Source organism: Butyrivibrio sp. VCB2006, assembly GCF_000420945.1.
Taxonomy (GTDB): Bacteria; Bacillota; Clostridia; order Lachnospirales; family Lachnospiraceae; genus Butyrivibrio.
On sequence record NZ_ATVX01000006.1, the window covers coordinates 43,085 to 58,650 of the forward strand.

Below are 15,566 nucleotides of genomic sequence, written 5' to 3' on the forward strand. Positions count from 1 at the left end.
GGATGTTATGGGATTACTTTTGACTTCAGAAGCTGCAGCTTCTTCAGTTAACACATTATTTATCATTGCTATTTACGTTGTATTATTCGGATTCTTATATTTCATTATGATCCGTCCTCAGAGGAAAGAGCAGAAACAGAAGGCACAGACTCTTGCTTCACTTGCTGTAGGTGATAGCGTTAGAACTACAGGCGGTTTTGTAGGTGTTGTTCTTGATATTTCAGACGACATGGTTATCGTTGAGTTCGGTAACGACAGACACTGCCGTATCCCTATGTACAAGGAAGCTATCGTAGAGGTTGAAAAGCCTGAGGATGCTGTTGTAAAAAGTACTGATGCATCAGATTCCAAGAAGAAATAATTGGAATTTAGGCGGTATTAAAGACCTGGTTGGTTTGCTCCAATCAGGTTTTTTTGAAAAATAGTCACTGTTACACGTTAAAATAATGACGTGAGAAAATATTGGAGGAGAGAGTTATGAAAATGAATGTTACCTGCATTCCCGGCGATGGAATCGGACCTGAAATCGTAGCAGAAGCAAAAAAGGTTCTCGATAAAGTATGCCAGGTTTATGGACACGAAATTGTTTATAAAGATATTCTCATGGGTGGATGCTCTATTGACGCTTGTGGTGAACCTCTTACTGATCAGGCTATTTCTGATGCCAAGGCTGCAGATGCAGTTCTTATGGGATCTATTGGCGGAAACACCACCACATCTCCCTGGTACAAACTTCCTCCTAATAAACGTCCTGAAGCAGGACTTCTAAGGCTCCGCAAGGAACTTAACCTTTTTGCAAATCTTCGTCCGGCACTTCTTTATCCTGAACTCAAGGATGCGTGCCCTTTAAAGGAAGAAGCTGCAGATAAGGGCTTTGATATGCTTATTATGAGAGAGCTTACCGGGGGCCTCTATTTCGGAGACAGACAGACTGTTTCTGTTGACGGGGAACTGGTGGCTACAGATACACTTGTTTATAAGGAAAGTGAGATCAGAAGAATTGCCATTAAGGCTTTTGATGTAGCAAGAAAGCGCAGAAAGAGCGTTATCAGCGTTGATAAGGCTAATGTTCTTGATTCCTCAAGACTTTGGAGAAAGGTTGTAGAGGAAGTTGCCTTGGATTACCCTGACGTTAAATTAGAACATATGCTTGTTGATAACTGTGCTATGCAGCTCGTCAAGGAACCATCTCAGTTTGATGTGGTTCTTACGGAGAATATGTTTGGCGATATTCTTTCTGATGAGGCCAGCATGATTACCGGTTCTATAGGAATGCTTGCCAGTGCTTCTTTAAATGATACAAGCTTTGGCCTATATGAGCCAAGCCATGGAAGTGCTCCGGATATTGCAGGGCAGAACATTGCAAACCCTATTGCTACAATACTTTCAGCTGCAATGATGCTGAGGTTCTCTTTTAATCTTGATAAGGAAGCTGATGCAATAGAAAATGCGGTAAAAGAAATACTTCGCGATGGCTATAGAAGCGTGGATATAATGCCTAAGGGACAGGAAGATAAGTTTACAAAAACATCCTGTAGCCAGATGGGAGATTTAATTGCAGGAAGAATTACTAGTTGCTAAAACTGAAAAGAAAGTATATGAAATCTTACCTCATGAGCCTGAGGCAATGGCTTCAACCTTATTTATTATCGGTATGGCTGCCTATTACATGTGGAGAATGTTTGTAATAACGCCGCAGCATGAAGAACTTGAGAGCTTTTTTCTTTTTATAAATAATGGTCCGTTGTATTCGGCAATTAATTGGCCCTCACCCAATAACCATATAGGATATTCGGTTCTATCAGCATTTATGAACTTCTTTGGCAATAACTATATTGGGCTTAGGGGTGTTTCATATATTTGTGCCATAAGTAATCTCATATTGGTAAATAGAATCTGTCAGAAATACTTCACCCATGCCATGCCTTTTGGTGCCATGGTTTTATATGCTTCAATGCAGGTTGTTAATGACTTCGCAGTTCAGGGAAGAGGTTATACTCTTGCGACATTTTGCTTTTTGCTTGCGCTTTACTGTGTTACACAAATCTGTAAATCCGGGGAAGCAAATAAGCTTCATGTTATTACCTACATAATCTGCGTTGTATATGGCGTATATACTACTCCAAGTAGTATTTACTGGGCTGTTCCCGTATGCCTTACGGCATTGGTTTATCTTTTTATAAATGGATTCAGGAGCAGACAGGTATATGCTAGCGATTCTGAGAATATTTATCTTAGAAAGCTTAATAGCTTTATTGCATCCACAGGAATAAGTATTTTTCTGACTTTGATGCTATATACGATTATATGGCTCATGGTTGGAGCAAGAGAGCTTGTTAAGACTGAAGGTTCTCAGTTTTTCGGAGATACTGATTTTACGGTTCTAATAAGAAACCCTGTGGCGGCCCTTGGCACAGGCCTTCAGTATATGTTTGATCAGCGCAGAATAAATGCTCAGAATGTTGATCTTTTCGGGGATAGATTTTTATCTTGGATTGTGGATCTGCTTAATTACATGATTCCCGGTATGTGGTTTATTCTGTTTGCTTTCATCGCAAGCGGCCTGGCTATCATGATAACAGAATGCATAAGGCATTTTGAATATAGCAGAACAGTTATTAACCTTATGGTTATCATAAACATTCTCTACATTGTGTTGATCCTTATTAGTACTCACAATCTGCCATCACTTCGAGGCTTTGGATACGGATCTTTTCTTATGACAATCTGCATCTGTTCAACCTTTGAAAAGATCATTAATGTAGGTGTCAGAACTTACAATAAATATGTTGTAAATGAAGGAAAGCAGTCGGATGCCCATAAGGAAAATGAATATGTTAAGGGTACGGGTAAATGGTATGATGGAATAGGCGTATATATTCCTGTTGCAGCTATCATGATTCTTTTTGTAGTAAGGCTTTGCGACAGATCTTTTACGCTTCAGATGAATAATAGAGAAAATGATATCCTTAATTCAATGTATATTGCGGATATTGCACATAAAAAGAACCCCTGTGTTCTTGACTCAGATCAGGACTATCTTTTAAATTTTGCTTTTGGAATTGATTGTAATAAAACAAATGTTACAGGGTGTGATGTGGTAATTCTTGACAGAAATATGCTTGATCCAGGTTATAAGGGAGAGTATTTATCCAGGTTTTATCAGACTCAGGAGACTATTGACTGGGAATACCTGGATAGCATGCATATTCAATATGAAAATGATTCAATAATTCTATATACAAAGTAAAGGAGATATGAAAAATGGCTAAGAACAGTGCTAGAGTTATGGAAGGCCTTCAGCAGGCTCCACACAGAAGTTTGTTTAATGCTCTTGGATTTACCGAGGAAGAAAGAAGAAAACCTCTTATTGGTATTGTAAGCTCTTATAATGAGATAGTTCCGGGACATATGAACCTTGATAAGATTACAGAAGCTGTTAAGCTTGCTGTTGCAGAGGCTGGCGGCATGCCGGTAGTAGTTCCTGCTATTGCTGTTTGCGATGGAATAGCCATGGGTCATATCGGAATGAAATATTCTCTGGTTACAAGAGACCTTATTGCTGACAGTACAGAATGTCTTGCCAAGGCTCATGCTTTTGACGGAATGGTTTGCATACCTAACTGTGACAAGAACGTTCCTGGCCTTCTTATGGCTGCTGCAAGAGTTAATATTCCTACAGTATTTGTATCAGGTGGCCCTATGATGGCCGGAAGAGTAGACGGTCACAAGACATCTCTTTCTGCTATGTTCGAGGCTGTAGGATCTGTTTCTGCAGGCAAGATGACTAATGAGAAACTTTGCGAGTATGAAGAAAAAGCTTGTCCTACCTGCGGTTCCTGTTCAGGTATGTACACAGCAAACTCAATGAATTGTCTTACAGAGTCAATCGGAATGGGACTTCCAGGAAACGGAACTATTCCTGCTGTATATTCAGCACGTATCAGACTTGCCAAGAAGGCTGGTTATGCTGTAATGAATCTTGTAGAAAAGAATATTCGCCCAAGAGATATCATGACAAAGGAAGCTTTCATGAACGCTCTTGCCATGGACATGGCTCTTGGTTGTTCTACAAATACAATGCTTCATTTACCTGCAATTGCCCATGAAGCAGGAGTTGATCTTAACATGGAAATTGCCAACGAAGTTTCTGCTAAGACTCCTAATCTTTGCCACCTTGCACCTGCAGGCCCAACATACATGGAGGATTTGAACGAAGCAGGCGGCGTACTTGCAGTTATGAGCGAGCTTGTTAAGAAAGACCTTCTTAATACTGATCTTATTACTGTTACAGGTAAGACAATTAAAGAGAACCTTGAGGGTGTTTGCAACTTTAATCCTGAAGTAATCAGACCTATTGAAAATCCTTATATGCAGACCGGTGGAATTGCTGTTCTTAAGGGCAATATTGCTCCTGATACTGGTATTGTTAAAAAGTCAGCGGTAGCTCCTGAGATGATGACTCATGAGGGACCTGCAAGAGTATTTGATTGTGAGGAAGATGCTATTTCTGCAATCCTTGGCGGTAAGATTGTGGCAGGAGATGTTGTTGTCATCAGATATGAAGGCCCTAAGGGCGGCCCTGGAATGAGAGAGATGCTCAATCCTACATCAGCAATTGCCGGAATGGGACTTGGATCAACTGTTGCTCTTATTACAGACGGAAGATTCTCCGGAGCTAGCAGAGGCGCTTCAATCGGACATGTATCTCCTGAGGCTGCTGTTGGTGGGCCGATTGCACTTATCGAAGAAGGCGATATTATCAGTATAGATATTCCTAATAATTCTCTTAATGTCAAGGTTTCTGATGAAGAGCTGGCTAAGAGAAAAGAAAAATGGCAGCCAAGAGAACCTAAGGTAACAACAGGATATCTGGCTAGATACAGAGAAATGGTTACAAGCGGTAATCGTGGTGCTATCCTTGAGATCAAGCACTGATTTTGAATAGAGGAGAATGAAAAAATGCAGCTTACTGGTGCACAGATTGTTTTGGAATGCTTGAAAGAGCAGGGCGTTGATACAATTTTTGGATATCCGGGTGGAACTATCCTTAATATCTATGATGAACTTTATAAACAGAGTGAAGATTTCTTACATATCCTGACAAGCCATGAGCAGGGTGCTGCCCATGCAGCAGATGGCTATGCAAGATCAACAGGAAAGGTTGGCGTTTGCTTTGCTACCAGTGGACCGGGTTCTACTAATCTTGTAACCGGTATTGCCACAGCCTATATGGATTCTGTACCTATGGTGGCTATTACATGTAACGTAAATTTGCCACTTCTTGGTAAGGACTCCTTCCAGGAGGTTGATATTGCAGGCATTACTATGCCTATTACCAAGCATGGCTATATTGTTAAGGATGTAAAAGAACTTGCTGATACCATCCGCAAGGCATTTAAAATTGCACGGACAGGAAGGCCTGGCCCTGTATTGGTTGATATTACCAAGGATGTCACAGCTAAGACCTGCGATTTCAGACCTGTAGTTATAGCAGAGGAAGAGCCTGAAAAGACATTCAGGACAGATGATATAAATACTGCAGTCAAAATGATCAAAGCTTCCAAGAGGCCATTTATCTATGTTGGTGGTGGAGCTGTTATTTCCGGTGCTTCCAAGGAATTGAAAGAGTTTGCAGAGCTTATTCAGGCACCTGTTTGTGATACCCTTATGGGAAAAGGCGCTTTTGACGGAACACATAAGCTTTATACCGGTATGATTGGTATGCACGGCACCAAGACTTCTAACTTTGGCGTCAGCGAATGCGATCTTCTTATTACTCTTGGTGCAAGATTCTCTGACAGAGTAACTGGAAATGCCAAGACTTTTGCTTCTAAAGCCAAGATACTTCAGATTGACGTGGATGCTGCAGAAATCAACAAGAATATTCGTGTAAATTATGCTATAGTTGGAGATCTTAAGCTTGTTCTTAAAGCTCTCAACAGCAAGCTTGAAAAGATGGATCATAGCGAATGGCTTGCCAAGATTGATGATTACAAGAAAAAGTTCCCACTTTCCTATGATTCAGGAAAGCTTACCTGCCCATATATCATGGAGGAACTTGATAAGCTTACCAAAGGCGATGCTATAATTACCACAGATGTTGGACAGCACCAGATGTGGGCTGCTCAGTATTACAAATACAGAAATCCCAGAACGTTCCTTACCAGCGGAGGCCTTGGAACAATGGGCTATGGCCTTGGAGCATGTATTGGTGCTAAGGTTGGTAATCCGGACAAGACAGTAGTAAATATTGCCGGAGACGGATGCTTTAGAATGAATATGAACGAACTGGCTACAGCTTCCAGATATAACCTGCCTATTATTGAGATTGTTATAAATAACAGTGTTCTGGGCATGGTAAGACAGTGGCAGACTCTTTTCTATGAGAAACACTATTCTCAGACGGTATTCAAGGACAAAGTTGATTATTGTAAGGTGGCTGAAGGCCTTGGTTGTGAAGCTATTCGCGTCACCAAAAAGAGTGAAGTCGCCGGCGCGTTAAAAAAAGCACTAAAATCTGACAAACCTGTTCTGATTGATTGTATAATAGAAGAGGATGATAAGGTATTTCCAATGGTCCCTGCCGGAGCTTCTATCAGTGATGCTTTTGATGAGAAGGATCTTTTGCAGAAAGAAAAGTAATTGCCTTATATAATATGAAAAAGGTATTGTTATGAGGAGGAAAATGAAAAAGAAAGGCCTGATTGCTGCACTTATCTGTGCATGTATTTTGGTTGTGACGGAATCTGTCTATGTGTTCCTAAGTATCTGGTATGAGGGCGTTTTTCCGGCATTTTTGTGGATTGATGACATCTATCTTACCGGAAAGACTACAAAAGAGGTTAATCAGGAGCTCATTGAAAAACACCCCTATGACGGTATAAAGGTCATTGATATCTCCGGGGAGGAATTATTTATTTCTGCTGAGGATATCAAGATGGAGTATACATTTGAACCATCTCTGGAGGCCATCATGGAGAGTAGAGGCGGATTTAAATGGTGGCAAACTCTGTATCGTACGAAAAATCTTGCAAGCGAGATCAGTCCATCAATAAGCTTTGATGAAAACGAACTAGCTTATAGGCTTCAAAACTGGGAGGTTCTTACAACTTCCGACAACCTTTATGCTCAAATAGTAAAAGGTGAGAATGGATACGAGATTGATTCCAATTACGGATATAAGCCGATCATGGAAAATATCGTATTCAATGTGTCAGATTACATCTATTTGTCTGAGACTGAAATCAATCTTGCAGATAATAATGGAACAGATTATTCAAGGCCTAATTACACTGATTTGACCGGGGAATTTGAGAATTCTCACCAGGATCTTGTTGCTGAATTTGATAAGATAAATAAACTTCAGTCAAAAGAAATTTCTTTTGAGATTTTTAGTGGGAAAATTACGGTAAGTCCAGGTGATATCAGCAAGTTCATTCTTGCTGACGGAAGTCTTGAAGATGCTCTGGCTGAGGAAAAAGACAAACAGTCTCCGGGAAGCGGCCTTTTCATTATCGGAGGAGTGGAAAAAGAAATCTCCGAAGAAGATAGCTTTTATAATAATAACGGTCTTCTTGAGGATGAAAATGGCGATCTGATCATTTCCGAGAGCAAAATATACGACTATGCAAAATCCATCGCAGATACGTATACCACCAGATGGTGTATGGATAGGTATAGAGACGGCGAATCTAATCAGATTCTTATAGGCGGAGGAGATAAGGGCGACGGCTCTATTATCGATAAGAAGGTTTTATTTAATTGCATAAAAACCAAATTTATTGATGATAGCACAGATTTTGCTTCTAATTCGGAATCTGCTTCAGAATCAGATTCTGAGGATGTTGAAGATACAAATCCTCTGGATATTCTGGTAAAGGGTACCAAAGAGTACAATGCCAGCGAGGTTCTGGGAGATACCTACATTGAAGTGGATATGAATCAGCAGCACCTCTATTACTACGTTGATGGGACTCTGAATATGGATATGCCTGTAGTTACAGGGAATATTAACAGAGGAAGATCGACTCCCGCAGGTGTTTTTGATATTTACAATAAACGTTATCACACATATTTGAGAGGTGTTGACTATGTTTCTTATGTCAATTATTGGCTTGGAGTTAATAAAGGTGTTGGTATTCATGATGCCAATTGGAGAAGCGAATTTGGTGATGAAATATATAAAACTGATGGATCTCATGGCTGTATAAATTGTCCTGAAGAGAAAATTTCAGTACTTTGGGAAGTAGCCGAAGTCGGGACTCCTGTTATACTTCATTATTAGTAAATACTAGAGATTTGGGTGCATTTCGCACCTGAATCTCTTTTTTTATCTCTTTGCTTTAAACGTAAAAAACGAGATAAAAAGTATGAAAAAAATTTTTTAATAACATTAATTATTTAATAACGTTATTGACATTTTTACTTCACCGCTTTAAAGTATGTTTAAGCAAAAATTTATCGGTTTAAATGAGCAGAGTATTTTACCTAAAAACCGATAAAAGGAAAATAGTTTCCATAAAGTAATGAATAGTAGGAGGAGTAGTAAAAATGTCACGAGTTTATAACTTTTCAGCAGGACCTGCAGTATTACCTGAGGAAGTATTAAAACAGGCTGCTGCTGAGATGCTTGATTACAATGGATGTGGAATGTCAATTAATGAGATGAGCCACAGATCCAAAACTTTCGATAGCGTTATTCAGACAGCTGAGCAGGATATCAGAGATCTTATGAATATTCCTGATAACTATAAGGTTCTCTTTTTACAGGGCGGAGCAAGCCAGCAGTTTGCTGCTATTCCTCTTAATCTTATGAAGAATAAAAAGGCTGCATACATCATTACAGGTCAGTGGGCCAAGAAAGCTTATCAGGAGGCACAGAAGTACGGCGAAGCAATTGAGGTTGCATCAAGTGCAGACAAGACCTTCTCATATATTCCTGATTGTTCTGATCTGGATATTCCTGAAGATGCAGACTATGTATACATTTGTGAGAACAACACAATCTATGGAACTAAGTTCAAGACACTTCCTAACACAAAGGGACATATCCTTGTATCTGACGTTTCATCCTGCTTCCTTTCAGAGCCTGTTGATGTCACCAAGTACGGTGTAATCTACGGTGGCGTTCAGAAAAATGTAGGACCTGCAGGTCTTGTTATCAGCATTATCAGAGAAGATCTTATTACTGATGATGTACCTTCTTACACACCAACAATGCTTAAGTGGAAGACACAGGCTGATAACGGATCTTTGTACAACACTCCTAACTGCTGGAGCATTTATATGTGCGGCCTGGTATTCAAGTGGCTCAAAGAGCAGGGCGGACTTGTTGAAATGCAGAAGAGAAATGAAGAAAAGGCCAAGATTCTTTACGATTATCTTGATCAGAGCAAGATGTTCAAGGGTACTGTAAGACCTGAGGACCGTTCTCTTATGAATGTTCCGTTTGTTACTGATTCTGAAGAGCTTAATGCTAAGTTTATTGCTGAAGCTACCAAGGCCGGATTTGTGAGCCTTAAGGGTCACAGAACTGTAGGAGGAATGAGAGCAAGTATCTACAACGCTATGCCTAAGGAAGGCGTACAGAAGCTTGTTGATTTCATGAATGAATTTGAGAAGAACAATTAAGATAGGGGATAGGAGGGTGACATCCAATGTACAAATATAAGTGTATGAATCCGATTGCCAAGATTGGTCTTAATAATTTTACAGATCAGTATGAGGCAGTAGATAATATCGATGAGGCAGAAGGCGTTCTTGTTAGAAGTGCCAATATGCTTGAAATGGAATTTTCCGATAAGCTTCTTGCTATCGCAAGAGCCGGTGCAGGTGTTAACAACATTCCTCTTGATAAATGTGCCAAGCAGGGAATTGTTGTATTCAACACTCCAGGAGCCAATGCTAACGGCGTAAAAGAGATGGTTCTTGCTGCAATGCTCATTGCAAGCCGTGACATTATCGGTGGAACCGAGTGGGTTAAGGCTAATGCAGGTGACCCTGATATTGCAAAGCTTACAGAAAAGAGCAAAAAGAAATTTGCAGGTACTGAAATCTTTGGCAAAAAGCTTGGCATTATCGGACTTGGAGCCATTGGTGTAAGAGTTGCAAATGCTGCACGTCAGCTTGGTATGGAAGTATATGGCTATGATCCATATCTTTCAATCGATGCTGCATGGAGACTTTCTTCTGATGTTAAGCATGTTACAAATGTTGATGATATCTACTCTAAGTGTGATATTATCACAATTCATGTTCCAGCCCTTGATTCTACTAAGGGTATGATAAATGCTGATGCCATTGCCAAGATGAAGAAGGGCGTTATTATTTTGAACCTTGCAAGAGATATTCTCTGCAACGAAGTGGATATTCTTGCAGGAATCAACTCAGGCAAGATCCGCAAGTACGTAACGGATTTCCCAAATCCTACAATTGCAGGTCATGATGGATGTATCGTAATTCCTCACCTTGGAGCAAGCACTGAAGAATCTGAAGATAACTGCGCTGTTAAGGCAGTTCTTGAACTTAAGGATTACCTTGAGAACGGAAATATCAATAATTCCGTGAATCTTCCAAACTGCGATATGGGTGTTTGCAACGGTCCACGACTTGCTATCATTCACAAGAACGTAGCAAATATGATCAGCCAGTTCGCATCTTTCCTTGGAAATGCGGGCTATAACATCAAGGATATGAGCAATAAGTCAAGAGGCGACTATGCTTACACACTCATTGACCTTGAGGATGAAATTGAGGATGCTATAGTAAGCAAAATCGAAAAAATCGATGATGTAATCAGAGTAAGAATTGTTAGAAAAGACGTATAACCCCTATGGTTATGCTATAATAAGCGGGTGGGAATTTAGTTCCCGCCCGCTTTATCTTTAATGAAAATCGGAGGGTATGAAAAATGGCAGACATTAAACCTTTTAAGTCCTATAGACCGGCCAAGGGATTGGAAAAGACAATCGCCTCTCTTCCTTATGATGTATTCAGCAGACAGGAAGCTTATGAAAAAGTTAAGAAGGAGCCTGATTCATTTCTTGCTATAGACAGACCTGAAACCCAGTTTGATCCATCACAGGATATGTATGCTCAGGAAGTCTACGACAAGGGAAGGCAGATGCTTTGGGACAAGATTTCCGAAGGTACTTTTATCCAGGATGAAACGCCTTGCTACTATATATACGAGCAGACCATGAATGGCAGAACTCAGACAGGAATCGTGGCCTGTGCATCAATTGATGATTATTTGAATAATGTAATTAAAAAACACGAGAACACCAGAGAAGACAAAGAGCAGGACAGAATTAATCATGTGTACACTCTGAATGCTCAGACAGGACCAATTTTCCTGTGCTATCGTAAGAATAGGCTTATTTCCGATCTTGTTAATAAGGTAAAAGAGGTTGATGAGCCAGTCTACGACTTTGTCTCCGAGGATGGTGTAAGGAACAGAGTTTTTGTTATCTCTGATCTTGAAGAGACTGAGACTATCTGCAGAGTGTTTACAACAATTGATTCCATATATATTGCTGATGGCCATCACAGATGCGCTTCAGCGGTTAAGGTAGGCCTTAGGAAAAGAAAAGAGCTAGAAGGAAAAATAAAGGGGAAACTTGACTCTGATTACTTTTTGTCAGTTCTTTTCCCGGATGATGAGCTTATGATCATGGACTACAACAGAGTTGTTAAGGATCTGAACGGCTTATCCGAGACAGAGTTCCTTGATAAACTTTCTGGGATGTTTGATGTTAAGGAATCTGATACTCAGGTAAAACCATCTGCTAAAGGTGAATATGGTCTGTTTCTTGGGGATAAATGGTATAGACTAAATGCCAAAGACAGTATTAAATCAGATGATCCTGTAGAAGGGCTTGATGTTTCAGTACTTCAGCAAAATGTTCTTGGACCTATCCTTGGTATCGGAGATCCCAGAACTGATAAGAGGATAGATTTCGTTGGAGGAATAAGAGGTCTTGATGAACTAGAAAAGAGATGCAAAACTGATTGCCGCCTTGCGTTTTCTCTTTTCCCAACATCAATTGCGGAACTGTTTGCAGTTGCAGATGCCGGACTTCTCATGCCTCCTAAGTCAACCTGGTTTGAACCTAAGCTTTTAAGCGGCCTATTTATCCATACAATTTCGAATTAATATAGAAAATGTACTGAAATAAGGCATAAAAAATGATAAAATTAGTTTGGCTTTGAAAAATATTCATTCTGGAGGGGAATGCAGTGACCAGTAAACTGTATAAAATGATGAATTGGCCCGAGATAGAGGAAATTATCTATTCAGACGGTGATAATCCTCATAGAATTCTTGGAGCACATAAGGTTGGAAACAGTTATCTTATTCAGGCTTTTTATCCTGATGCTGATACTATTAAAGTTAAGGTCTTGAACACCAAAAAGGAATATGAGATGGAATTGGCTGATGAAGCCGGTTTCTTTGCTGCGATTATTCCTTTTGTAGATAAACTTAAGTATCAGTTTGTGATTAAGGATGCTGGGGGGAAAGAGTTTACTATTGATGATCCTTACGCTTTTGGTCCACTTATGGACAGAGAGGATTTCATTAAATTCGGAAGTGGCATCCACTATCATATTTATGAGAAACTTGGCGCACATCCTATGGTCAGAAACGGCGTTTTCGGCTGCGAATTTGCGGTTTGGGCTCCGGCTGCGGCAAGGGTAAGCGTTATAGGTGATTTTAATAACTGGGATGGCAGAACCTGCCAGATGCATAGATTGGATCCTATCGGAATTTTTGAGATATTTGTTCCGGGAGCCAAGGAAAACGATGGTTACCAGTTCGAGATTAAGACAAGAAGCGGTCTTGTATTTAAGAGGCCGGATCCTTTTGCTTTCGAATCTAAAGGCGAGAATGGAATCATTTCTGTAATAAAGAGCCTTAAGCAGATAAGATGGACTGACGAAAAATGGCTTGCAAATCGCAGTAAATTCGATCTTGATGAGGATCCGTTATCTATCTGTGAGATTTCACTTGAGTCTTTTGCCGGAAGACATGGCGAAAAGAGCAGCATGAAGGATGTAACCAGTGATGTTCTTGAGTATGTCAAGAATCACGGCTTTAACACTATTGAGCTTATGCCTGTTATGAAGCATCTTCCCGGGCATTTTTATCACGTTATGGATTTCTTTGCCCTTGATAATTCAAGCGGAAATGCAAATGAGTTTATGTCCTTTGTAAATACCATGCATAATGCCGGTGTTAGAGTTATCCTTGACTGGGTTCCAACATTTTTCCCTAAGTCTTCCTGCGGACTTAGCGATTTTGATGGAAGAGCTTTGTATGAATACGAGGATCCCAGAATAGGTGTACATCCTAAGTTCGGAGATATGATATTTGACTACGGCAGGAAGGAAGTTACAAATTTCCTTATTTCCAATGCATTATATTGGATTGAGAACTTCCATGTGGATGGTCTTAGGACCTCTGACATTTCCAAGATTCTGTATTTGGATTATGACAGAAAGCCGGGAGAGTGGCTTCCAAATATTTACGGCGGCAATGAGAACCTTGAGGCTCTCGAGTTCCTTAAACAGTTCAATACAATAGTTCACAAGAATAACCCGGGGGTTATTACTATTACTAAGGAAACAGCCTGCTGGCCACAGCTTACGGAAAGCGTTGAGGAAGGCGGCCTTGGCTTTGACTTTAAGTGGAATAATGGTTGGACAAGAGATTTTCTTTCATATATGCAGAACGACCCTCTCTTTAGAGCGGGACATCATGATGAGCTGACATTTAGCCTTATCTATAGTTATACTGAGAGATTTGTTCTTGCCTTTACACATGAAGATGTGGAGAAAGGTCTTGAGGGCTTGTACTATCTGATGCCGGGAGATTCATCCCAGAAGATGGCAAACCTTCGTATGGCTCTTTCATTTATGATGGTTCATCCGGGACGCAAGCACCTTTACATGTCTCCGGACGCTCTTACCGTTGACCAGGCTGTTTTTGTTGAGAATATCCTCAAAAAGCTAAACGAAATGTATTTTGATCATGACGCTCTTCATGAGCTTGATGGCTCAGACAGTGGTTTTGAATGGATCAACAATATGGCTTCTGATCAGTGCATGGTATCTTTCATCAGAAAGAGCTCCAATGACAGAGAAACTCTTTTGGTGGTTGCCAATATGGCAGGTGTTGAGAGAGAATATGAGATCGGAGTTCCTGTAGATGGTAGATATACTGAGATCTTTAACAGTGATGACTTAAGCTACGGCGGAACAGGCATTCTTAATGAAGGTCGAATCGAATCCAAGAGAAACCAGGTTGATGGAAGAGACTACAGTATTTCCATAAAGATTGCTCCGGTTTCACTTTCTATCTTTAGCTTTACTCCTTATACCGAGCAGGAAAAGAAAATCCGTGCTATCAAGGAAGAAGAGGAAATCAAGAAAGAGAAAGAACGCCAGGAAGCATTAGAGGCTCTTAAACAGAAACAGACTCTTGAAGAGCAGAGACTTCTTGAGGAACTTAAACTCAAGTATGAAAAAGAGCTTGCTGAGCAGGAGAAGGCTATCGAAGAGAAATACGAAAAGATTGAGGAGGAAAGAATCTTTAGTATTGTAACAGATGAAGCTGTAAAGGGCCTTTCTGCCGGTAAGAAGGATACTAAATCCACCAAAAAGCCTGCAGCTACCAAAAAGAAAACTACATCCGGTAAAACTGCGGCAAAGAAGACAGGCGGTAAAACAACCAAGAAATAAATATAAGAAATAATTTTTCAGCCCTTCTACTGTACAACATGCGGTAGAAGGGCTATAATAATGCTTGTGTTTTTTGCACAAGCTGGAATAGCGCAGTCGGTAGCGCAACTGATTCGTAATCAGTAGGTCGAGGGTTCGAGTCCCTTTTCCAGCTTTTTTCATTGCTATAGAGAATGCATCTTCTTTTTATGGTGATGAAGTTTGTGATATAATGTAATATGAATTAATTTTTCACGAACATAGTTGCCTTTGACTTCATATAGTATGGAGAGAGGCAATAATATAGAGAGGATAAGAAATGAAAGAATTAAAAGATTACGTAAGAACAATACCTGATTTCCCTGAGAAAGGAATCATGTTCAGAGACATTACCTCTGTACTTCAGGATCCTGATGGATTCCACCTTGCGATTGATACAATGCAGGATATGGTTAAGGATCTTGACTTTGATGTAGTTCTCGGAGCGGAGTCAAGAGGATTCATCTTTAGTGCTCCTATTGCTTACAGCAGGGGAAAAGCTCTTGTTCCTGTACGTAAAAAGGGAAAGCTTCCATGCGAGACAATCGAGGTTGAGTATGACCTTGAGTATGGAAAGGCTGTTTTAGAGCTTCATAAGGATGCTATTAAGCCAGGACAGAAGGTTCTTCTTGTTGATGACCTTATGGCTACAGGCGGAACAATTGAGGCTATGATCAAGCTCGTTGAGAAGCTTGGCGGAGAAGTTGCAGGTATTGCAGTCCTTATGGAACTCAAGGGCCTAAACGGTAGAGAAAGACTTAAGAACTATAGACTTGATGCAGCTATTAGTTACGAGGGAAAGTAAT

At 40.3% G+C, this 15,566-nt stretch carries 11 protein-coding genes and 1 tRNA gene; all 12 read left to right on the forward strand.

The window, feature by feature from the left end; translation table 11 throughout:
• Positions 1 to 7 precede the first annotated feature (7 nt).
• The 12 genes from yajC (at position 8) to G613_RS0107470 (ending at position 15,565) form a co-directional block, all read left to right on the forward strand.
• Positions 8 to 361, forward strand: a complete 354-nt coding sequence (yajC, locus tag G613_RS0107415; RefSeq protein WP_029232059.1) for a preprotein translocase subunit YajC — start codon at positions 8 to 10, stop codon at positions 359 to 361.
• A 116-nt stretch (positions 362 to 477) separates the two neighbouring features.
• Positions 478 to 1,581 (forward strand): 3-isopropylmalate dehydrogenase, encoded by a 1,104-nt coding sequence (gene leuB / locus G613_RS0107420; protein WP_029232060.1) that lies wholly within the window; start codon positions 478 to 480, stop codon positions 1,579 to 1,581.
• Positions 1,556 to 3,250: a glycosyltransferase family 39 protein gene (locus G613_RS0107425; protein ID WP_029232061.1), complete on the forward strand. Its 1,695-nt coding sequence runs from the start codon at positions 1,556 to 1,558 to the stop codon at positions 3,248 to 3,250. The genes leuB and G613_RS0107425 overlap by 26 nt, the downstream gene beginning before the upstream one ends.
• 14 nt (positions 3,251 to 3,264) lie before the next feature.
• The gene (ilvD, locus tag G613_RS0107430; protein WP_029232062.1) at positions 3,265 to 4,938 is read left to right on the forward strand and encodes a dihydroxy-acid dehydratase; all 1,674 of its coding nucleotides are present in this window, start codon (positions 3,265 to 3,267) and stop codon (positions 4,936 to 4,938) included.
• Between the two features lie 24 nt (positions 4,939 to 4,962).
• Positions 4,963 to 6,645 carry a biosynthetic-type acetolactate synthase large subunit gene (gene ilvB / locus G613_RS0107435; RefSeq protein ID WP_029232063.1) on the forward strand — a complete coding sequence of 561 codons (1,683 nt, stop codon included), beginning with the start codon at positions 4,963 to 4,965 and terminating at the stop codon, positions 6,643 to 6,645.
• A 43-nt stretch (positions 6,646 to 6,688) separates the two neighbouring features.
• Positions 6,689 to 8,287, forward strand: coding sequence for a L,D-transpeptidase (locus tag G613_RS0107440; protein WP_029232064.1), 1,599 nt, complete (start codon positions 6,689 to 6,691; stop codon positions 8,285 to 8,287).
• Positions 8,288 to 8,553: 266 nt separating this feature from the next.
• Positions 8,554 to 9,633 (forward strand): 3-phosphoserine/phosphohydroxythreonine transaminase, encoded by a 1,080-nt coding sequence (gene serC / locus G613_RS0107445; protein WP_029232065.1) that lies wholly within the window; start codon positions 8,554 to 8,556, stop codon positions 9,631 to 9,633.
• A 26-nt stretch (positions 9,634 to 9,659) separates the two neighbouring features.
• Complete coding sequence (locus G613_RS0107450; protein ID WP_029232066.1) at positions 9,660 to 10,829, forward strand: phosphoglycerate dehydrogenase; 1,170 nt, start codon at positions 9,660 to 9,662, stop codon at positions 10,827 to 10,829.
• Positions 10,830 to 10,912: 83 nt separating this feature from the next.
• A complete protein-coding gene (locus G613_RS0107455; protein WP_029232067.1) occupies positions 10,913 to 12,157 on the forward strand; it encodes a DUF1015 domain-containing protein in 1,245 nt (414 codons plus the stop codon).
• An 83-nt stretch (positions 12,158 to 12,240) separates the two neighbouring features.
• Positions 12,241 to 14,742, forward strand: a complete 2,502-nt coding sequence (gene glgB / locus G613_RS0107460) for a 1,4-alpha-glucan branching protein GlgB (protein WP_029232068.1) — start codon at positions 12,241 to 12,243, stop codon at positions 14,740 to 14,742.
• An 81-nt stretch (positions 14,743 to 14,823) separates the two neighbouring features.
• Positions 14,824 to 14,896: transfer RNA gene (locus G613_RS0107465), tRNA-Thr, on the forward strand.
• Positions 14,897 to 15,040: 144 nt separating this feature from the next.
• Positions 15,041 to 15,565 (forward strand): adenine phosphoribosyltransferase, encoded by a 525-nt coding sequence (locus G613_RS0107470; protein ID WP_029232069.1) that lies wholly within the window; start codon positions 15,041 to 15,043, stop codon positions 15,563 to 15,565.
• Position 15,566 lies beyond the last annotated feature (1 nt).